The 20649-nt window shown below is 73.1% G+C and carries 15 protein-coding genes, 1 tRNA gene and 2 pseudogenes; 10 read left to right on the top strand and 8 right to left on the bottom strand.

Going from position 1 to position 20649, the window contains the following annotated elements:
• Nucleotides 1-42 precede the first annotated feature (42 nt).
• The 3 genes from SXIN_RS14060 (at nt 43) to SXIN_RS14050 (ending at nt 2713) form a co-directional block, all read left to right on the top strand.
• Nucleotides 43-606: a hypothetical protein gene (locus SXIN_RS14060; RefSeq protein ID WP_019707571.1), complete on the top strand. Its 564-nt coding sequence runs from the start codon at nt 43-45 to the stop codon at nt 604-606.
• A gap of 274 nt (nt 607-880) precedes the next feature.
• Nucleotides 881-2347, top strand: a complete 1467-nt coding sequence (locus SXIN_RS14055) for a DUF7059 domain-containing protein (RefSeq protein WP_095758042.1) — start codon at nt 881-883, stop codon at nt 2345-2347.
• Nucleotides 2348-2488: 141 nt separating this feature from the next.
• Nucleotides 2489-2713, top strand: coding sequence for a hypothetical protein (locus SXIN_RS14050; RefSeq protein WP_420341047.1), 225 nt, complete (start codon nt 2489-2491; stop codon nt 2711-2713).
• A 139-nt stretch (nt 2714-2852) separates the two neighbouring features.
• Here the strand turns inward: SXIN_RS14050 and SXIN_RS14045 are convergent, their stop codons facing one another.
• The 3 genes from SXIN_RS14045 to SXIN_RS14035 form a co-directional block, all read right to left on the bottom strand.
• Nucleotides 2853-3110: a TM2 domain-containing protein gene (locus tag SXIN_RS14045; protein ID WP_019707574.1), complete on the bottom strand. Its 258-nt coding sequence runs from the start codon at nt 3108-3110 to the stop codon at nt 2853-2855.
• A gap of 233 nt (nt 3111-3343) precedes the next feature.
• Nucleotides 3344-3748, bottom strand: a complete 405-nt coding sequence (locus SXIN_RS14040) for a DUF2752 domain-containing protein (protein ID WP_039820453.1) — start codon at nt 3746-3748, stop codon at nt 3344-3346.
• Between the two features lie 112 nt (nt 3749-3860).
• Complete coding sequence (locus SXIN_RS14035; RefSeq protein ID WP_019707576.1) at nt 3861-4295, bottom strand: TM2 domain-containing protein; 435 nt, start codon at nt 4293-4295, stop codon at nt 3861-3863.
• A gap of 321 nt (nt 4296-4616) precedes the next feature.
• On the opposite strand from SXIN_RS14035, the gene topA reads away from it, so the two are divergent.
• From topA to SXIN_RS14010, 5 genes are all read left to right on the top strand, one after another.
• Complete coding sequence (gene topA, locus SXIN_RS14030; protein ID WP_019707577.1) at nt 4617-7502, top strand: type I DNA topoisomerase; 2886 nt, start codon at nt 4617-4619, stop codon at nt 7500-7502.
• A gap of 165 nt (nt 7503-7667) precedes the next feature.
• Entirely contained in the window at nt 7668-11138 is a 3471-nt protein-coding gene (gene tmk, locus SXIN_RS14025; protein ID WP_238153763.1) for a dTMP kinase, read from the top strand.
• A gap of 621 nt (nt 11139-11759) precedes the next feature.
• The gene (locus SXIN_RS14020) at nt 11760-13076 is read left to right on the top strand and encodes a DNA polymerase III subunit delta' (RefSeq protein ID WP_039820459.1); all 1317 of its coding nucleotides are present in this window, start codon (nt 11760-11762) and stop codon (nt 13074-13076) included.
• A gap of 413 nt (nt 13077-13489) precedes the next feature.
• Nucleotides 13490-15076: an alpha/beta hydrolase gene (locus tag SXIN_RS14015; protein ID WP_019707580.1), complete on the top strand. Its 1587-nt coding sequence runs from the start codon at nt 13490-13492 to the stop codon at nt 15074-15076.
• Between the two features lie 181 nt (nt 15077-15257).
• A tRNA-Thr gene (locus SXIN_RS14010) sits at nt 15258-15334 on the top strand.
• Nucleotides 15335-15477: 143 nt separating this feature from the next.
• On the opposite strand, the gene SXIN_RS14005 is transcribed toward SXIN_RS14010, so the two are convergent.
• The 5 genes and pseudogenes from SXIN_RS14005 to SXIN_RS13990 all read right to left on the bottom strand — a co-directional run bounded on the left by SXIN_RS14005 (nt 15478) and on the right by SXIN_RS13990 (nt 19116).
• Nucleotides 15478-15825, bottom strand: a complete 348-nt coding sequence (locus SXIN_RS14005; RefSeq protein ID WP_238153762.1) for a hypothetical protein — start codon at nt 15823-15825, stop codon at nt 15478-15480.
• Complete coding sequence (locus SXIN_RS32165; protein ID WP_019707582.1) at nt 15738-15989, bottom strand: hypothetical protein; 252 nt, start codon at nt 15987-15989, stop codon at nt 15738-15740. The genes SXIN_RS14005 and SXIN_RS32165 overlap by 88 nt, the downstream gene beginning before the upstream one ends.
• 61 nt (nt 15990-16050) lie before the next feature.
• A complete protein-coding gene (locus SXIN_RS14000; RefSeq protein WP_019707583.1) occupies nt 16051-16809 on the bottom strand; it encodes a hypothetical protein in 759 nt (252 codons plus the stop codon).
• Between the two features lie 7 nt (nt 16810-16816).
• Nucleotides 16817-18289, bottom strand: a pseudogene (locus SXIN_RS13995) (RHS repeat-associated core domain-containing protein); the annotation flags it as partial.
• Nucleotides 18290-18540: 251 nt separating this feature from the next.
• Complete coding sequence (locus tag SXIN_RS13990) at nt 18541-19116, bottom strand: TetR/AcrR family transcriptional regulator (RefSeq protein WP_019707585.1); 576 nt, start codon at nt 19114-19116, stop codon at nt 18541-18543.
• A gap of 233 nt (nt 19117-19349) precedes the next feature.
• On the opposite strand from SXIN_RS13990, the pseudogene SXIN_RS13985 reads away from it, so the two are divergent.
• Both SXIN_RS13985 and SXIN_RS13980 read left to right on the top strand, forming a co-directional pair.
• A pseudogene (locus tag SXIN_RS13985) lies at nt 19350-19631 on the top strand (IS110 family transposase); the annotation flags it as partial.
• A 102-nt stretch (nt 19632-19733) separates the two neighbouring features.
• Nucleotides 19734-20474, top strand: coding sequence for an SDR family oxidoreductase (locus SXIN_RS13980; RefSeq protein ID WP_019707587.1), 741 nt, complete (start codon nt 19734-19736; stop codon nt 20472-20474).
• Nucleotides 20475-20649 lie beyond the last annotated feature (175 nt).

Here is a 20649-nt window from a genome sequence, read left to right as displayed (position 1 = left end):
CGTGTATGTTCCGGGGCCGAGAGTCATGGAAGGGGCCATCCGGTGAACAAGAAGCTCGCGGCCGCGCTGTCCGGTGGTGCGGCACTCGTACTCGCGCTGTCGGGCTGTGGCGACGACACCGACGAGAAGGTCGACGCCTACGCCAAGAAGGTGTGCGACCAGGTCCAGCCGCAGCTGGAGAAGATCGCTCAGGCGAACCAGTCCATCACCTCCACGGCGGCCGACGGCAAGCCCGAGGAGATCAAGAAGGCCGACTCGGCCGCGTTCCAGAAGATCTCGGACGCCTACGCCGCCATGTCGGACTCGGTCGAGAAGGCGGGCGTCCCGCCGGTCGACGACGGTGAGAAGACGCGGCGGGAGGCCGTCAAGGAGCTCGACGACACCGCAGGGGCGTACGCGGGCCTGAAGACCTCCGTCGACAAGCTGAACACCAAGGACCAGGCCGAGTTCGCCGAAGGGCTGAAGGGCGTCGCGGAGGACCTCGACAAGGTCAACAAGGTCGGCGGCGACGCCATCCGGAAGCTGCAGTCCGGGGACATTGGCGCGGCGATGAGCGAACAGCCCGGCTGCCGGCGCCCGTCCGGCTCGCCCAGCGCGAGCACCTGACGGGCCCGGCCGCCGGGCCCCGTCCGTCCGACCGACCGACCGTGCCGCACGGCCCGGGTCCGGGAAGGCGTGCCGGGGCTCCGGGCCGTCGCCGTTCCCGGTCCGGAGCCCCGACAATGGGCCGGTGAGTACGCACGAGCACCCCCAGCCCGGCCGGTCCGAGCAGCCCGGCCCCTCCGGCGCACCCGGGTCCGGTGACGCCGCGCCGCACGACTCCCTCGCCGCGCCGCCCCGGTCCGGCACCGGTCTCCCGGCCCGGCTCCGCGAGGCGTTCCTGGCCGCGGCCTTCACCGCGGACGGGCTCCTCGACCTGCTCGGCGCGCCGGCCTACGCGGCCCTCGCCCGCAGCGAGACCGTGCCCGCCCTGCGGGCGACCCGTGGCGGATCGCCGCTGGAGACCCTGGTCCGGCTGTTCCTGCTGCAGCGCCCGGTGGAGTACGGGCAGGCATCGGCGGCGCTGCCCGCGGACGACTGCCTGGCCGAGGGCTGGCTGCTCCGGGACGGCGGCGAGGTGCGGGCGGCCGTGGACGTCCGCCCGTACGGCGGGCCGGAGGGCGAGGACTGGTGGATCGTCTCCGACCTCGGCTGCGCCGTCGGCGGCGCGGGGGGCGCGAGTGCTGCCGCCGGGCGGTCCGCCGGTGAGGAGCGGGCCGCGCTCGTCCTCGGAGTGGGCGGGGCGTCCACCACGCTCGCGGGTCTCACCGTGCGGACCCCCGTCGGACGGGCGCTGGATCTCGGTACCGGCTCCGGTCTGCAGGCCCTGCACGCCGCTCGGCACGCCACCCGCGTCACCGCCACCGACGTCAACCCGCGGGCCCTCGGCTTCGCCCGGCTGACGCTGGCGCTCTCCGGCGCGCACGAGGCCGATCTCCGCGAGGGCTCGCTCTACGAGCCGGTGGCCGATGAGGAGCCCTACGACCTGATCGTCTCCAATCCGCCCTTCGTCATCTCCCCGGGGGCCCGGCTGACCTACCGGGACGGCGGCATGGCCGGTGACGACCTCTGCCGGACCCTGGTCCGGCAGTCGGCGGAGCACCTCGCCGACGGCGGCCACTGCCAGCTCCTCGCCAACTGGGAGCACCGGGAGGGCGAGGACTGGCGGGACCGGGTCCGCGCCTGGGTGCCGCCCGGGTGCGACGCCTGGATCGTGCAGCGCGAGGTGCAGGACGTCACGCAGTACGCGGAGCTCTGGCTGCGTGACGCCGGTGACCACCGGGCCGGTCCGGAGACCTACGCCGCGCGCTACGACGCCTGGCTGGAGGAGTTCGAGGCGCGCGGGACCACGTCCGTCGGCTTCGGCTGGATCACCGTGCGCAAGTCGGGCGCCGCCCGGCCGTCCGTCATCGCGGAGGAGTGGCCGCACCCGGTCGAACAGCCGTTGGGGCAGACCGTGCTGGACCACTTCGCGCTCCAGGACTTCCTGCGGCGTACGGACGACGCGGCGCTGCTCGCCGCGCGGTTCCGGCTGGCGGACGACGTGGTGCAGGAACAGGTCGGGCTGCCCGGGGCGGAGGACCCGGAGCACGTGGTGCTCCGTCAGAACCGCGGGATGCGCCGGGCGACGAAGGTGGACACGGTCGGTGCCGGCTTCGCTGGGGTGTGCGACGGGACGCTCAGCGCGGGCCGCATCCTCGACGCCATCGCCCAGCTCGTCGGCGAGGACCCGGTGCTGCTGCGGGACCGCACGCCGGAAGCCGTCCGTCTGCTCGTCGAACAGGGGTTCCTCGTCCCGGTGGAGTGACCGGGGCCGGGCTCCAGGGTTCGGGCTCCGGGCTCCGGGGTCGACCGGTGGCGTGGGGACGCGCCGGGGCGTACGGCGGAGGCTGCTGTTCACCGGGCGTTCGCTCCCGCGCCGCGCGGACGTGCCACGCTCCGGCACACCATGCCCGGTGCTAGGGAGTACGCAGCGATGGAGAGCGGGCCGGCCATATTCGCCGGAACAGTGTTCGTCCTGTTCGGAGCGGCATTGCTGGTGTGGGCGGGAACGCGCCTGCGCAGCGGTGCGCCGGTGGTCGAAGGGGTGAGTTCCCCCCTGCCGGTCCCACTGGTTCTGCTCTTCGGCCCGGCCGCGCTCGTCACGGGGGGCTGGCTCCTGCTGTCCGCCTGACGGCGGGTCCGCCGCGCACGGAGGGCACGGCGGGCCGCGGCCGGTGGGCAGCAGGAGCCCGGTGTACAACCGGCGGCATGCGCGCGGCCCGCGTCCGTACGATCCGGAACGCGGGCCGCGGCGGGGAGCCGGCGGGGCGTCAGCCGCGCAGGATGCGGCCCTCGCTGTCCGTACGGTCGTTGCTGGTCAGGAAGAGGATGCCGTCGATCAGCGCCCAGATGCCGCAGCCTCCGAGGGTGAACAGCTGACCGAGGGCCATCCCCGTGTGACCCGTGTAGAACCGGCCGATGCCGAGGGTGCCGATGAAGAGCTGGAGGATGCCGGCGACGATCTTCGACTTCTCGGAGTACGGCTGCCCGTTGGGGGCCACGGCCGGCGGCTGAGCGGGGTACGTCATGAGGTGGGACTCTTCTCTCACGAATGAATGTTCTGCGCGGGACCTGGGGACGTACCGCGACGATCACATGACCCGGGAGAGAGCCGATCAGTTGTGCGGTTTGACGCATTGTGATCGTTCGGTGATGCAACGACGGGGAGAAGGGGACGATCCGGGCGGCCGGACCCGGCGGGCGGACCCTTCACGGGAGTTCACGGCGGCTCGTCCTCAGCCCGCGCCTCGGACCGCTCGCGTCAGCCCATCAGGTTGCGCCCGATGCCCCAGAGCGCGGTGAGCGTCAGCGCCACCGCGGTGAGCACCCGGCCGGGCGAGGGACGGTAGCGCCGGCCGCGCAGCCCTTCTCGCACCCAGCGCCAGCCGAGGAACAGGCCGGCGGGGACGCCGAGGACCAGCAGGGCCGCGTTGTCGTGGAAGGCCGCGACCACATCGCCGTGCATCAGGTCGTACACCATGCGGGTCGCGCCGCAGGTGGGGCAGTCCAGGCCGGTCAGCCAGTTGAAGGGGCAGCGCAGCAACCACTGCCCCGCCTCATGGGGGTTCGTGCCGTAGAGGTGGACGGCCCCGGCGGCCCCGGCCGCCAGCACCGAGAGCGGTGCCGCGGCCGGGTGCGAGGCCGCCTTGCGGAGCGCCGTCCGCACGCCTCCGCCGGCAGCGCCTCCGCCGGCAGGGCCTCCGCCGACCGCGCCGCCGGTGACAGTGGAGCCACCGGCCGCACCGCTGCCGGTCATACCGCTGCCGGCCATACCGCCGTCAGCCACGCAGCGGACGGCCCTGGGCGTCGGTGGGCTGGCCGGTGAGCAGCATGATGCCGTCGATCAGGGCCCAGATGCCGCAGCCGCCCAGGGTGAACAGCTGGCCGAGCGCCATACCGGTGTGGCCGGTGTAGAACCGGCCGATGCCGAGGGTGCCGATGAAGAGCTGCAGGACCCCGGCGACGATCTTCGACTTATCCGAGTAGGGCCGGCCGTAGGGGTCGTAGCCGTACGGGGCGTTGGGGTCCCCGGTGTACTGGCCGGGGGCCACGGGCTGCTGCTGCGGGTAACCGTAGCCGGGCTGCTGGCCCTGCTGCGGGTAGCCGTAACCGGGCTGGCCGTACGGCTGCTGGCCGCCCTGCTGCTGGCCCTGCTGCGGGTATCCGTAGCCGCTGTTGGGGTCCTGCGGCGGCGGGCCGTAGGGATTGGACATGGGCTTCCCCCCGTGAGTGCGAATGACTGAACGCGCGGCGCGCGCCGCCGGGAACACCCCCGGCACCCGCCATCCTGCCAGCCGGGCTCCGGGCGCTGGCAAGCACCTGTGGGCTCCCGGCCCCGGGATGTGAGGTTGGCGGGGTCCTCGCGGTACGGCGGCACGCACGCCCCTTGTCGGGTTACCGTTCGAGTGGCGTTGCGGGCTTTTTCCGCTTGACAGCGGGGCGGGAGGTACCGTCACACTCCGCATCGTCATGACAACGCCGTCACAGAAGTGGCAGTGATATTCACCGAGCGTCGACCGGAGAGAAGAGCGAAGTTGTCCCCGACCAGCGAGACCGCGAAGGGCGGCCGCCGACTCGTCATCGTCGAGTCGCCTGCCAAGGCGAAGACGATCAAGGGCTATCTCGGCCCGGGTTATGTCGTCGAGGCGAGCGTCGGGCACATCCGCGATCTGCCCAAAGTCGCCGCAGAGATCCCCGCGAAGTACAAGGGCGAGTCCTGGGCCCGGCTCGGCGTCAACGTCGACCAGGACTTCCAGCCGATCTATGTCGTCAACGCGGACAAGAAGAGCCAGGTCAACAAGCTCAAGGAGCTGCTGGCGGAGTCCGACGAGCTCTTCCTGGCCACCGATGAGGACCGCGAGGGCGAGGCCATCGCCTGGCATCTGCAGGAAGTCCTCAAGCCCAAGGTCCCCGTCCGCCGGATGGTCTTCCACGAGATCACCAAGGACGCCATCCAGGCCGCCGTGCGCAGCCCGCGCGAGCTGAACAAGCGCCTCGTCGACGCCCAGGAGACCCGCCGGATCCTCGACCGCCTGTACGGCTACGAGGTCTCTCCGGTGCTGTGGAAGAAGGTCATGCCGCGGCTGTCGGCCGGCCGTGTGCAGTCCGTCGCCACCCGGCTCGTCGTCGAACGGGAGCGCGAGCGCATCGCCTTCCGCTCGGCCGAGTACTGGGACCTCACCGGCACCTTCGCCACCGGCCGCACGGGTGACGCCACCGATCCCGGCACCTTCGGCGCCCGCCTCACCACGGTCGACGGCCGCCGCGTCGCCACCGGCCGCGACTTCGGCTCCACCGGCACGCTCAAGGAGGGCTCGCAGGTCCTCCACCTCGACGAGACCGCCGCGCGCGAGCTGGCCGCCGCCCTGGAGGGCGCCGCCTTCACCGTCCGCTCGGTCGAGTCCAAGCCGTACCGGCGCTCGCCCTACGCGCCGTTCCGCACCACCACCCTCCAGCAGGAGGCGTCGCGCAAGCTGGGCTTCGGCGCCAAGTCGACGATGCAGGTCGCGCAGAAGCTGTACGAGAACGGCTTCATCACGTACATGCGTACGGACTCCACGACGCTCTCCGAGACCGCGGTGGCCGCCGCCCGTGCCCAGGTCACCCAGCTCTACGGCGCCGACTACCTGCCCGAGAAGCCGCGGATGTACGCGGGCAAGGTCAAGAACGCGCAGGAGGCGCACGAGGCGATCCGCCCCTCCGGCGACCGCTTCCGCACCCCCGCCGAGACGGGCCTCACCGGCGACCAGTTCCGGCTGTACGAGCTCATCTGGAAGCGGACCGTCGCCTCCCAGATGAAGGACGCCGTCGGCCAGTCCGTCACCGTGAAGACCGGCGGGCGCGCGAGCGACGGCCGGGACGCCGAGTTCTCCGCCTCCGGCAAGATCATCACCTTCCACGGCTTCCTCAAGGCCTACGTCGAGGGCGCCGACGACCCCAACGCCGAACTCGACGACCGCGAGCGCCGCCTCCCGCAGGTCTCCGAGGGCGACCCGCTCACCGCACGGGAGATCACCGCCGACGGCCACGCCACCAAGCCCCCGGCCCGCTACACCGAGGCGTCGCTGGTCAAGGAGCTGGAGGAGCGCGAGATCGGCCGCCCGTCGACCTACGCCTCGATCATCAGCACCATCCTCGACCGCGGTTACGTCTTCAAAAAGGGCACGGCCCTGGTGCCGTCCTTCCTCTCCTTCGCCGTCGTCGGCCTGCTGGAGAAGCACTTCGGCCGCCTCGTCGACTACGACTTCACCGCCCGCATGGAGGACGACCTCGACCGCATCGCCGCGGGCGAGGCCCAGTCCGTGCCGTGGCTGCGCCGCTTCTACTTCGGCGCCGACGAGGCCGGCAGCGGTGCCGCGGCCGAGGCGGGCAACGGCGACGGCGACCACCTCGGCGGCCTCAAGGAACTGGTCACCGACCTCGGCGCGATCGACGCCCGCGAGGTCTCCTCGTTCCCCGTCGGCAACGGCATCGTCCTGCGCGTCGGCCGCTACGGGCCCTACGTCGAGCGCCCCGCGCCGCCCGCCGAGGAGGGCGGCAAGCCGGAGCCGGGGCAGCGCGCCGACGTCCCCGACGACCTCCCGCCGGACGAGCTGACCGTCGAGCTCGCCGAGGAGCTGCTGGCCAAGCCGAGCGGTGACTTCGAACTCGGCACCGACCCGGAGACGGGCCGAAAGATCGTCGCCAAGGACGGCCGCTACGGCCCGTACGTCACGGAGATCCTGCCCGAGGACACGCCCAAGACGGGCAAGAACGCCGTCAAGCCGCGCACCGCCTCGCTCTTCAAGTCGATGTCCCTGGACACGGTGACGCTGGAGGACGCTCTCAAGCTGATGTCGCTGCCCCGGGTCGTCGGCACGGACCCCGCCTCGGGCGAGGAGATCACCGCGCAGAACGGCCGCTACGGCCCGTACCTGAAGAAGGGCACCGACTCGCGCTCCCTGGAGCGGGAGGAGCAGCTCTTCACCCTGACGCTCGAAGAGGCGCTGGAGATCTACTCCAAGCCCAAGCAGCGCGGCCGGGGCGCGGCCAAGCCGCCGCTGAAGGAGCTCGGCACCGACCCGGTCAGCGAGCGGCCCGTCGTCGTCAAGGACGGCCGCTTCGGCCCGTACGTCACGGACGGCGAGACCAACGCGACGCTGCGCCGGGACGACGACATCGAGACGCTCACCCCGGAGCGCGGGTACGAACTCCTGGCCGAAAAGCGCGCCAAGGGGCCCGCCAAGAAGACGGCCAAGAAGGCACCGGCGAAGAAGAGCGCCGCCACCGCCAAGAAGGCCCCGGCGAAAAAGGCCGCGGCCAAGAAGACGGCCGCGAAGAAGACGACGGCGGCCAAGAAACCGGCGGCGAAGAAGACCACCGCCAAGACCCCCAAGAAGGCGGCGGCCAAGAGCGGTTCCGCGGCCGACGGTACCGAGTAGCCGGAGGGGCGGGCGGTGTCCGCGGGCCGGACGTGCCGCGTCCGGCCACCGGACCGCCGCCCGCGACGGGCCCGCCGAGGGCCCGCGGCCGGCCGTTTCCGGAAAGTACGGCCGCATGTTCGGACGGGGCGGCATGGATTCGGCCAGTCCGGATAGGCTGGCCGGATGACGCGAGCCGAGCAGCCAACGGTCGTGAGTCCCCCCTCGGACCACCTTGCCGCAGACTCCCGCGAACGCGCCGTGCGAGCCCTGCTGCGGTTCCCACCGCTGAGGCGGCTCTGGAGCGCCCAGCTCGTCGGCGGCGTCGGAGACGCACTGGCCCTGCTGGTGCTGCTGGTGCTGACCTATCAGGCGGCGGTGGCGGCGGGCACCTTCGGCGCCGGGTACCGCGGTGCGGCCTTCGCGGTCGCGGCGGTGTTCGGGGCCCGCATCCTGGCGACGCTGCTCTTCGGGGCGGTACTCCTGGGGCCGCTGACCTCCCTGATCGGGACCGGTGAGAAGAAGCCGGAGCCCGGACGGCGGGAGACGCGGGAGGAGCCGGACGGCGAGTCCGGCCCGGAGGAGCCCGGCGGGCCCGGGGAACCGGAGAAGCCCGGGAAGGGCGCCGGGGGAACCACGGCCCGGAAGAAGAAGAGCGGGACCGGCGGCGGACCGCTGGACCGCCGCTGGACCATGATGACCGCCGACGGTCTGCGGGTGGCGCTTCTCGTCGTCGCCCCGCTGTGGATCGACTGGACACCCGGCGAGGCCACCGCCGTCCTGCTGGTCACCGTCTTCGTCACCGGGGTCGCCGAACGCCTCTGGACCATCTGCCGGGAGAGCGCCGCCCCCGCGCTGCTGCCGTCCGTACCGGCCGGCGACGCCGCCGTACGGCCGCTTCCGGACAATCTCGACGCGCTGCGCCGGCTCTCGCTGCGCACCGGCTTCGTGGCGCTGCCGCTGGCCGCGGCGGCCTTCGCCACCATCACGCTCTTCAGCAACCTGCTCGGTGCCGTCGTCACGTGGTTCCATCTGCACCAGGCCGCGCTCGGCTCCTATGTGGCGGCCGGGCTCTTCGCCGCCTGCGTGTCGATCCTCTACTTCGTCGAACTGCCCGGCGGACGGACGCCCCGGGTGCGCTCCCCCCTGGAAGGGCTGCGCCGGCCCAGGAGCGGCGCCACGGGCGACAAGGGGCGCACGGCCGACAAGGGACGCACGGGCGCCGTCCCGCTGCTGGTGGCCGCCTCCGCGACCGTCGCCGCCGCGATCGCCGCGGCCGTCGCGGTGTCCCTGCTGCACATCGACGACCTGGGCGGAGGCCCGGTCGGCTTCGCCCTGCTCGTGCTGGCCCTGACCGGCGGCACCGTCCTCGGTATCCGCAGCGCGCCGAAGGTGCTGCCCGCGCTGTCGCGGCGGCGGATGCTGGCGCTGTCCATCGCGCTCACCGGGCTGGCGCTGCTCGCGGTCGGCCTCACGCCCGACCCGGCGACCGTCCTCTTCCTGGCCCTCGTCGCGGGCACCGCCGCGGGCATCGCCGCGAACACCGGGCACACGCTGCTCGACCAGGAGACCGAGGAGAGCCGGCGCGGCCGGACGACCGACCATCTGCACGCCGTCGTACGGGTGTTCGTCGCCGTCGCGGTGGTGGCGGCACCGCTGCTCGCCGGGGCGATCGGGGAACACCGGCTGGAGAGCGGCTCCTTCGTCTTCGCGCACGGCGGCGCCGGCTTCGCGCTGATGCTGACCGGAGCGCTGCTGCTGCCCGTCGCCGCGCTGGTCCTGATCCGGACCGACGACCGGTCCGGCGTACCGCTCCGCCGCGACCTGCGCGACGCACTGCGCGGCGGCGACCCCGACCGGCGCGCACCGGCCGGCAACGGCTTCTTCATCGCCCTGGAGGGCGGCGACGGAGCGGGCAAGTCCACCCAGGTCGAGGCGCTGGCCGACTGGATCCGCGCCAAGGGCCACGAGGTCGTCGTCACCCGGGAGCCCGGTGCCACGGCGATCGGCAAGCGGCTCCGCTCGATCCTGCTGGACGTCTCCTCGTCCGGGATCTCGCCGCGCTCGGAGGCCCTGCTGTACGCGGCCGACCGCGCCGAACACGTCGACAGCGTCGTACGGCCCGCGCTCGAACGCGGCGCCGTCGTCATCAGCGACCGCTACATCGACTCGTCCGTCGCCTACCAGGGCGCGGGCCGCGACCTGTCACCGACCGAGATCGCCCGGATCAGCCGGTGGGCCACCGACGGTCTCGTGCCGCATCTGACCGTGCTGCTCGACGTTTCTCCCGAGACCGCCCGCGAGCGCTTCACCGAGGCGCCGGACCGGCTGGAGTCCGAGCCGCCCGAGTTCCACCAGCGGGTGCGGTCCGGCTTCCTGGCACTGGCCGCCGCCGACCCCGCGCGCTATCTGGTCGTGGACGCCGGGCAGGAGCCCGAGGCCGTCACCACCGCCGTACGGCACCGGCTCGACCAGGTGCTGCCGCTCTCCGAGGCCGAGATCCGGGCCCGCGAGGAGGCCCGGCGGGCCGCCGAGGAGGAGGCCCGCCGCCGCGCCGAGGAGGAGGCCGCGCGCAAGGCCGAGGAGGAGCGGCTGGAGCGGGAGCGGCAGGAGCAGCTCGCCCGGCTGCGCGCCGAGGAGGAGGAGCGCAAGCGGCGCGAGGCCGAGGAGGCCCGGGTGGCGGAGGCCCGCCGCCAGGCGGAGGAGGCCCGCCGGCTCGCCGAGGAGGCACAGCGCCGCGCCGAGGAGGAACGCGTCCGCCGCGAGGCCGAGGAGGCGGAGCGCCGCGCCGAGCAGGAGCGGGTCCGCCGTCAGCAGGCCGAGGAGGAGCGGCTGCGCCGGGAGGCCGAGGAGCGCCGGCTGGAGAAGCAGCGGAAGGCCGAGGAGGCGCTGCTGCGGGCGGAGCGGGAACGGCAGGCGGCCGAGGCCGCCACCGCCGCCGCGGCCGGAACGGCGGGCGGCGAGGCGGGCGGTACCGCTGCCGCCCCGCCGGACGACGCGCCGACGGTGCAGACGCAGGCCCCCGTCGCGAGCGAGCCGTCCCCCCGGAAGCCGGACGCCCCGCGCGCCCCGGAGACGGAGGCCACGCAGCCGGTCCCCACACCCCGGGCCGACCGGCCGGTACCGGACGCCGAGGAGACGGCCGTCCTGCCGCGCGCCTCCGAGACCGACGAGACGGCCGTCCTGCCGCAGGTGCCGGAGGCGGGCCCCGGCCGGGGGAGTGACGCCGCCGACGAGACGGCCGTCCTCCCGCCGGTGCGTCCCGGGGAGGGCGAGCCGCGCGGTGAGCGGTCGGGAGCGCATCCGGCGCCGTCCGCCCGTCCGGACCGGCAGGGTGACGTGGCGGACCGCGTACCGCCGTGGCTGTTCCGCGAGGAGGACGGGAACGGCCGGACGCCCGGCCCGGACGCGGGCCCGGACCCGGACCCGGACGCCGAGCGGACCCGGGAACTCCCGCAGGTCAACCCGGACGAGGACACCTCCCGGGGCGCCACCACGGGCCGCTCCGGACGGAAGCCGGGGCGCCGCGGCGGCCGGCCCCGCCCGGACTGGGCGGAGGAGACCCCGCTCGACGACCTCCCGACCCTCGCCGACGAACTCCTCGGCCCGAGGGACGACGAGGACGACGGCCGGCGGCGGGGCGGCCGCAGGGGCTGACATGGCCGGGCGGCGTTCCCGCCCCGGTACGCCGGATCACCGCTTCACCACGGCACCGCTGTACCACCTCACCGGGGTGCCCGGCCGGCCACGTGCCGCCGGGCGCCGGTGCGTCGAGGGCTGTCCGGGTCGGTGCCGCGGAGCCTTCCGGGCTCGGCCTGGGCCGGCACGGCCCACGGCTTTCCGGAGCCTGCGGGGGCGGTGGCCCGTACGAGCCGGCGCGCCGCAGGCGGGGCGCCCCGGGCGCGAAGCCAGGGGCCGGTTGCGGGAGCGGCCGACCGCGCGGACGGCTGCGCCCGGCGGCAGCCGGCGCCAGGGCCGGGACCCGGAGCTACCCGAGACCTCGTCCGGACTGCCCGGGACCGCCCGGGATCACCCGGAACCACCGGGGTCCGCCCAGGACCGCCCGGGGCTACCCGGCACTTCCCGGGACCGCCCGGGAGCTCGCGGAGCGGCCAGGGCGGGGCGGCCGACGGGGTCCGGCACCAGTCGCCCCCGGACCCGGTGCGCAGGCATGACGCCACCGGCCGGCCCCGGCCGGCGCCGGTTGTCGGCGCGGTGCACCACAATGGGGAGCCGCGAGGGCGTACGGACAGGAACCGGTGGAGAGGGGTGGCGGTCATGGCGGTGTGGGACGACCTGGTCGGCCAGGACCGGGTGACGGAGACGCTCACCGCGGCCGCCCGGGACGCGGACGCGTACGTCACGGCGGCGGAGACCGCGGGCGCCGAGGAGCGCGCGGACCACCGCTTCGGTACGGGCAGCCGTCCCACCGGGGCCGCGGCGGAGGCGGAGGCCCCGGCTCCGTTCCCGGCCTCCGGGCCCCCGGACGGCGACCGTTCGACCTCCCGGATGACCCACGCCTGGCTGTTCACCGGACCGCCCGGTTCCGGCCGCTCCACCGCCGCCCGCGCCTTCGCCGCCGCGCTGCAGTGCGTCAGCCCCGACCGGGCCCTGGGCGCGGCCCCCGGCTGCGGCTTCTGCGACGGCTGCCACACCGCCCTCATCGGCACCCACGCCGATGTGGAGATCGTCCGCACGGATCTGCTCTCCATCGGCGTCAAGGAGACCCGCGAACTCGTACGGCGCGCGCAGCTCTCCCCGTCCGCCGGCCGCTGGCAGGTAATCGTGCTGGAGGACGCCGACCGGCTCACCGAGGGCTCGGGCAACGTCCTGCTGAAGGCCGTCGAGGAGCCCGCGCCCCGCACGGTCTGGCTGCTGTGCGCGCCGTCGGTGGAGGACGTCCTGCCGACGATCCGCTCGCGCTGCCGCCATCTCACCCTGCGCACCCCGCCGGTGGACGCGGTCGCCGACCTGCTGATGCGGCGGGACGGCATCGAGCCGGAGCTCGCCCACGCGGCGGCCCGCGCCACCCAGGGCCACATCGGCCGCGCCCGCCGGCTGGCCACCGACGAGCGGGCCCGGTCCCGCCGCGCCGCCGTGCTGAAGCTGCCGCTCCGCGTCGACGACATCGGGGGCTGCCTCAAGGCCGCCCAGGAACTGGTGGATGCCGCCGCCGAGGACGCCAAGCAGGTCGCGGAGGAGGTCGACACCAAGGAGACCGAGGAGCTGCGCGCCGCCCTCGGCGCGGCCGCCGGACCGGGCGGCCGGCTGCCGCGCGGCACGGCCGGGGTGATGAAGGACCTGGAGAAGCGGCAGAAGACCCGCGGCACCCGCACCCAGCGCGACACCCTCGACCTCGCGCTGACCGACCTCACCGGCTTCTACCGCGATGTGCTCGCCCTGCAGTTCGGCTCCCCGGTGGCCATCGCCAACACCGAGCAGCGCGACGCCCTGGAGCGGATAGCCCGCGGGTCCACCCCGGAGCGGACGCTGCGCCGGATCGAGGCGATCCTGGCCTGCCGCCGTGCCCTGGACCGCAATGTCGCCCCGCTGCTGGCCGTGGAGGCCATGACGCTGGCGCTGCGCGCGGGCTGATCCGGGCGGCCGCGGGCCCGGGCAACCGGGACGCCCGGGCGCCTCGGTGCATCCGGGGCTCGCTCCGCCTGCCCGGCCGTGCCGCGGCTCTCCACCCGTCCGCCGTTCTCCTGCCCGCCCGTCCGCACCCCCTCTGCCCGCCCGTCCGGCGTCCCGCTGTCCGGCCGCGCCCGCGCTCGCTCACTCGTACGGGCCCCATGGGCCGCGTCCCCGAGAGCCCGTACGGTTACGCTCCGAACAGAAGCCGCAGATCGTCACGCACCACCGAGGCGGTGCCCGGGCCACCGGTGACACCATCCCCGCCGCGCGTGCCGCCCCGGTGGCACCTCCGCGCCGCACGCGTCCCGCGCGCCGGCCCGCCGGACGCCGAGTAAGCGCCGCACACCGAGAACGCGCCGACCCGAGGGGTACCCATGGACACCAGCCGCCGACCGCGCCGTACCGCCGGTGCCCTCATCGTGTCCGCCGTCCTGCTGCTCTCCGGCTGCTCGTCCGGCGCCGACACGGAGATCTCGGCCTCGGGCCCCGGCGGCCCCGGGCGCATGCCCGGCACCAGTGAGGTGCTGAAGCCCCTGCCCGCCGCCGTCCCGCCGGCCCTCAAGCCGTACTACGAACAGAAGCTGCGCTGGCGGGCCTGCGGAGCCGCCGGCTTCCAGTGCGCCACCCTCAAGGCGCCCCTCGACTACGACAAGCCGGGTGAGGGCCGGGACGTCCGGCTCGCCGTATCGCGCAAGAAGGCGGCCGGCCCGGGGAAGCGCCTCGGATCACTGCTGGTCAACCCGGGCGGCCCGGGCGGCTCGGCGGTCGGCTACCTGCAGTCCTACGCGGCCGTCGGCTACCCGGAGCCGGTGCGCGCCCGCTACGACATGGTGGCCGTCGACCCGCGCGGGGTGGCCCGCAGCGAGCCGGTCAAGTGCCTCACGGACCGGGCGATGGACGTCTACACCCAGGTCGACATCACCCCCGACGACAAGCGGGAGACGGACGCGCTCGTCGCCTCGTACAAGAAGTTCGCCGAGGGCTGCGAGCGGCACACGGGTGACGTCCTGGGGCACGTCTCCACCACGGAGTCGGCCCGCGACATGGACCTGCTGCGCGAAGCGCTGGGCGACGGGAAACTGACCTATGTCGGGGCCTCGTACGGCACCTTCCTCGGCGCGACGTACGCCGGGCTCTTCCCGGACCGCGTCGGCCGGATGGTCTTCGACGGCGCGATGGACCCCTCCCTGTCGTCCGTGCAGATGAACCGCGACCAGACGGCCGGCTTCGGCACCGCCTTCACCGCCTTCGCCGAGGACTGCCTGCGCGGCGACGACTGCCCGCTCGGCGACAAGAGCGTCGACGACGCGCGCAAGCGCCTCCGGGCGTTCTTCGAGAAGCTCGACGCCCGGCCCGTCCCCGCGGGCGAGGGCCGGGAGCTGGGCGAGTCGCTGGCCACCACGGGCGTGATCGCCGCGATGTACGACGAGGGGGCGTGGCCCCGGCTCCGCATGGCCCTGCAGTCCGCGATGGAGGGCCGCGGCGACGCCCTCCTCCAGCTCGCGGACCTGTACTACGAGCGGGATGAGGACGGCTCGTACGAGAACCTCATGTACGCGAACCCGGCCGTCAACTGCCTGGACCTCCCGGCCTCCTTCACGAGCCCGGAGGAGGTGCGGAAGCACACGGCGTCGTTCCGGAAGGCGTCCCCGGTCTTCGGCGAGGGGCTGGCGTGGTCCGCGCTGAACTGCGCGTACTGGCCGGTCGAGCCGACGGGCAAGCCCCACCGCATCGAGGCGGAGGGCGCGGCGCCGATCGTGGTCATCGGCACCACCCGCGACCCGGCGACCCCGTACATCTGGTCCCGCGGCCTGGCCGGCCAGCTCTCCTCGGGCACCCTCCTGACCTACGACGGCGACGGCCACACGGCGTACGGGCGCGGCAGCGCCTGCGTGGACCAGGCGGTCAACACGTACCTGCTGCGGGGCAAGCCTCCGTCGGACGGCACGAAGTGCACCTGAGACGGGGAGGCGCGGGGCCGGGCGGCAGGCCGAGGACGAACGGGCGGTCCCACAGCGGTACGGGCAGGGCAGCCGCCGGGCCGGTCACAACCCGGTACGGGGCACCCTCCCGCACTGTGTAGACTTGGCGCTGTTGCCGACACCCCCCGTGTGCCGCGAGGCCGGGTCGTCGCCGCAGCTCGCCGCCTTAGCTCAGATGGCCAGAGCAACGCACTCGTAATGCGTAGGTCTCGGGTTCGAATCCCGAAGGCGGCTCCACTCACGACCAGGTCAGAACCCTTCTGACCTGGTCTTTTGTATTGCTCCTCTGATGGCCAATCAGTTCGCAGCGTGGTCGTGGATGAGGGGGAGCGCAGGGGTGCGCATCCGGATCCGGTGAGCCGGAGCTGTGACCTGGCCCTTCACGGTTTCTGCCCGGTCGGCCGGTCGGCGTAGTCCTCGACCAGGTTGCTGATGAGCGCAAGAAGGGCGTTGGCCCAGTGCCGGTCCTCGCGCTGGCTGCGCAGGGCTTCGTCGACTGCGCGGAGGCGGGCCAGGGCGGCCGGGTTCCGGTCCTTGACCTCGTAGAGCAGCGGTGTGGTGGTCAGGTCCAGGCAGGCAGTGAGTAGCCGGCGGGTGGCGGGAGAGGGTGGGTTGGGGCCGGGGGCGGCGAATCCCGTGGTCAGGTACCGGGCAATCGAAATGCTGCGCCGGCCAGTTCGCGGGTGTCCGGGGCGAACCGGAGCTCGTCGGGATCGTCCCACAGCCATGCCTGGCTGCCGAAGGTGTCCGTGAGGAAGCGCTGCCATTGCTCCACGTCCGCGTACTCCGCGATGCGCACGCATTGGCCCGGGAAGTCGAAGCGCGGGGTGATGCGGAGGGGATCGCCGGTCACCGTCGCGTTCCAGTCGCCGCCGTCGAGGGTGAGTCTCATGGCGAATGCCGCCTCGTCCCCGACGTCTTCATGGCACGGGAACGCCCCGTGTCGAACTCGGTCACCAGTTTCCGTAGTCGTCGACCATGGTGGCGATGAGGTCGCGGAGGGCGTCGGCCCGGTGCCGGTCCTCCTGTTGGTTGCGCAGGGCTTCGTCAGCGGCCCGGAGGCGGGCCAGGGCGGCCGGTTCGCCGTCCACCAGGTCGTCGACCAGTGGCGTGGTGACCAGGTTCAGGCACTCGGTGAGCAGGCGACGGGTGGCGGGGGAGGGCGGGTCGGGGTCGGGGTCGGCGTAGGCGGTGGTCAGGTAGCGCGCGGGATCGGTGAGGCTCCAGCCGACGACGGTGCCGTGCTGGACGAGGAGCGCCACGTCGGGCGCGATGCCGATGCGGGCCTCCAGCGGCTCGTCGAGGACGTCGAGATCGCGCAGGCAGGTCAGCACGGCATCGCCGGGAGCCCGGCACAGCACTGTGCACATTTCGTGCCGGAAGTCTTTGACCTCGTCTGCGCGGAGCCCGCCCGGGCGTACTTCGGGCGTGACGGGAAGGCGGGCCGAATCCTCGGCTGAGGCGGACTCTTCCGGAATCCGGAATTCAGCCCCGACCAGCCGTCGGCCGCTCGGGGCGAAACGGAAAACGTCAGGGAGATCCCACAGCCAGTCCTGGCTGCCGAACGTGTCCGCGAGGAATTTCTCCCGTTCCACCCTGTCCGCATAAGGGGAAACGATCAGGAAGGTACCGAGGAGACGGGGCACGAGGTCGAGCGGTTCGCCTGTCACCGTCGCGGACCAGCCGCCGTCGAACTTCAGTTTCGTCGTCATCACTGCCTCATCTGATCTGTACTGCCGGGGGCTGGAAGCGGCCGTCCTTGGCGGGAATCCTGCCGTTCACGATGTCCTCGTGCGTCACCGGGGCGCCGGGGTCCGTGGGTTTACCGCCGAGCGCCGTGGCCCCGGACTCGCCCTTGATGCCCGACGGTCCGTACGCCGTGATGGCCTGACCCTGGGTATTGCCGGGGCCGTCGATCACCACGATGTCGTCACCCTGTCTGAAGGTGAACGTCCCGGCTGTGCCTGTCGAGTGGTACACGGCGTCCGGGTTCTTGAGGATTTCGACGACCCGTTCGTCGCTGAAGGCGTGCCGGGTGTCCCCGTGGTAGTCGTGGCGCTTCTTGAACCCGTCGTCCTGTGCTTTCTCGACGATGCCGTCCACGATCTTGTTGATCCGCTTCTGGGCCCGCTCCTCCTTCGTGTACTTGGGCATGAGGCCCAGCGGGTCACACCCGATGAGCGGATTGTCCACGTAGCCGACGGGATTCGGCGCGGGGGCGAGGCCGAGGGGGTCGGGAGAGGTGTAGCGGCCGGTTTCCGGGTCGTAGTGGCGGAAGTAGTTGTAGTGGAGGCCGGTCTCGGGGTCGTAGTACTGGCCCGGGAAGCGGAGAGGGGTGTAGGCGCTGCTGTCCCGGGACCAGGCCGTGGTGCCCCAGAGCGTGCTCCGGGTGCGCCAGGTGATGCCGCCCGTCTCGTCGATGAGCTCGGTCGGTGTGCCGATGAGGTCCGTGGCGATGGCGAAGAACCGGCGGTCGATCTCCTCCTGGCGGGTGCCGGCCGTGAGGATGCGCTCGGTCTGCGCCAGGGGGACGACGTCCCGGTGGTCCCAGGTGAGGGCGACCACGGTCGGGTCGTCCGGCCGGTGGCTGGTCTGTTCGCACAGGGTCAGGCCGTCCCAGGTGAACCGGGTCTCCTCCAGCACGGTCTCGCCGTCGGCCGCCAGGCGCTGTTTCGCGGTGCGGCGGCCGAGCGGGTCGTAGCGGTACCTCCACCGGGTCCCGTCGGGGGTGGTCACCGAGGTGAGGCGGTTCTCCGTGTCCCACGCGTAGCGCCAGGTGTCGGGCTTGCGGGAGAGGCGGGTCTTCCGGCGCAGGGTGACCCGGCCGAGGGCGTCGTACTCGAAGCGGACGTCTCCGGCGCGGGTGAGGGTGGTGCCGGTGTAGGCGCGCGGTCCGGTTGCCTCGCTGCCGGGGTGGCGGGACGGCCAGGACGCCGAGGTCTGGTTGCCGGCGTCGTCGTAGGCGTAGCGCTCCGTCCAGCCCCGGGCGTGGACGGCGGTGACGCGGCCCGCCCGGTCGAGATCGAAGGCGCGGGTGCCCGACAGCCGGTCCGCGACGGAGACCAGGTGACCGTCGGCGCGGTAGGTGTAGGCGCGGCTGCTGACGTCGCGCCCTCCGGCGGTGATGTGCTGCGTCGAGAGCCGTCCGGCCGCGTCCCGGGCCGACGTCATGGTGATCGCGTCGCCGAAGACCCCCCGCCGGCGGGCTGATCTGGGAAGTCGGGATCCGGTACCACCGCATGGCATACCCCGGCACCGTCCTTGCCGCCCTCGTCATGCGTAGGTCTCGGTTCGAATCCCGAAGGCGGCTCCACGGGAGCCCGGGTCACTGTCGTACACATGACCCGGGTTTTTCGTGCCGGGAGCTGCACGACGGTTCCCTGCAACTCCCCGCGCCCGTTTGCCGGGTGGTCGAGTTCCCTTCTCCGCCTCCACCGGTCCGCTCACCGGCCCGTCTCCCTCACCGGCGCGTCCCGTCGGCGAAGACCGTCGAGGATGACGTTCATCAGAGGGCGTGCTCTTGACTCCCATGCGGCCCGGTCCAGTCGGCCGAGGTAGGTGATTAGCTGGAGGACCCCGTGGGCGTCCACGTCCGTGCGGAGGGAACCGGCCGCTTTCCCGGCGTCCAGCAGGACAGCGAGAGCATCTTCGATGGGGTTGTGGCTGTGGGCGACCAGGTCCTGCCACGCCGCCGGTTCCAGCGCTGCCAGTACGCCGTGCTTGATCTCGGCGTAGTCGATCACTCGGTCGAGCCAGTGGCGCAGGGCTTCCACGGGCTCGTGTTCCGCCAGCAGAGCGGGGGCGGCGGTCACGAGTTCTTCGACGTCGCGCCGGTATACCTCGGCGAGGAGCGCTTCTCGGTTCGGGAAGTTCCGGTAGAGCGTTCCCTGTCCCACCCCCGCGCGTTTGGCGATCTCGTTAAGGTGCACGTGGTCGGACTCGGCGAGGGCTGCCCGGGCGGCCTCCACGATGCGGGTCCGGTTCTGCGCCGCGTCCGGGCGGCGTGCTGACGCGCTCATGGGGTTCTCCGTCAGTTGTTGAGCGGCCCGGGAGGGCCGGGTGTGGCTGATGGGTTCTTGTCGTCCGTGGCTCAGCAGGAGTGGCCGCCAGGCTCTCCGGGGCGCCCTGGCTGCCGATGGAGATGTGCGCGCCTTGTGCGGTGGCTGCTTACGGAAATGACAGCGGGGTGTTCCTCGGGCCGGCGGCATGCCGGATGGCCCGAGGAGGGGCGAGTGAACGAGCGGAAGGCCCAGGTGCGGTGCCCGTCCCGCGTGACTCCGGTCTCCGGACCGGCAACCTCCACCGGCCCAAGCGCTACAGCCGCCGCCTGCGCAGGGTGTTCTCCATGTCCGCGCAGACAAGTACGACCCGCGAAGGACCGACCCGGGACTTCTGCCTGAAGAAGCGTGGCGAGGGCTGCAAGCACGTCCAGGCCGTCATCGCCCTGGCCCGCCGACGAGCGAGCGAGTTGTGGGCCCTCCTGCGTGACAACCGGGTGTTCACCTCCGCCCCGCCGGTCACGCAAGCGGCCTGACTCCGTCATGGAGACTCCTGATGTTCCGCCTCACAAGTGGACACGTGTCCGGTACGGTGGAGCCCGTGCCGGACACGTGTCCACTTTAGCTTGGAGGCAGTGATGCTCTCTCTCCACGGCAAGACCGTCGCCATCACCGGAGCCAGTGGCGGCATCGGTGAGGCCACGGCCCGTCTGCTCGCCCGGCGCGGCGCCGCGGTCGTCCTCGCGGCGCGCCGCCGCGAGCGCATCGACGCCATAGCGGAGGGCATCCGGGAGGAGGAAGGCCGTGCCGCCGCCTGCGTCGTCGATGTCACGAAGGCGGACGATCTGCGGCGCCTGGTCTCCGCCACCGTCGGCCGGTACGGCCGTATCGACGTCCTGGTGAACAACGCCGGTATCGCCCCGATCGGCCCGCTGGCCGGCCTCGACACCGACAACTGGTCGGCCATGATCGACGTCAACCTCCGCGGCATGCTCAACGGCGTCGCCGCCGCGCTGCCCGTCTTCCGCGAGCAGGGAGCGGGCCACCTGGTCAGCATCGTGTCCGTGGCCGGTCTGTCGGTGTCCCCCTCGATGGCCGTCTACGCCGCGACCAAGAACGCGGTGCGCACCGTCCACGAGGGGCTGCGCGCGGAGTCCACCGACGGGGTGGTGCGTACGACGGCCATCTCGCCGGGGTACGTCCGCACCGAGCTCGCCGACTCCATGGCGGACCCGGACATCCGCGAGCAGACGCGCAAGACCATGGACGCGGTGGGCATCCCGCCGGACGCGGTTGCCCGCGCGGTGGCCTTCGCCGTCGAGCAGCCCGATGACGTCGAGATCGGTGAGATCAACGTCCGCCCCACCGTCCAGGGATGACCCTGCTGGTACCGGTCAAGGAGACGGCCGCCGACCGTTTGCGCTCCCCACCGGCCACGTGCGCCGTGCCGCTCTCCGGCCCCACATCCCGGAGTGCGGAACCTGCGCCCTGGCATCCGGACGCAGGGACACGGCCGAGGGCCCCGTTGGGTTGGCGAGTTGGCCCGTGGAATCC

Origin of the sequence: Streptomyces xinghaiensis S187, assembly GCF_000220705.2 — a bacterium.
Taxonomy (GTDB): Bacteria; Actinomycetota; Actinomycetes; order Streptomycetales; family Streptomycetaceae; genus Streptomyces; species Streptomyces xinghaiensis.
This window is presented reverse-complemented; position numbering and strand designations above follow the sequence as displayed.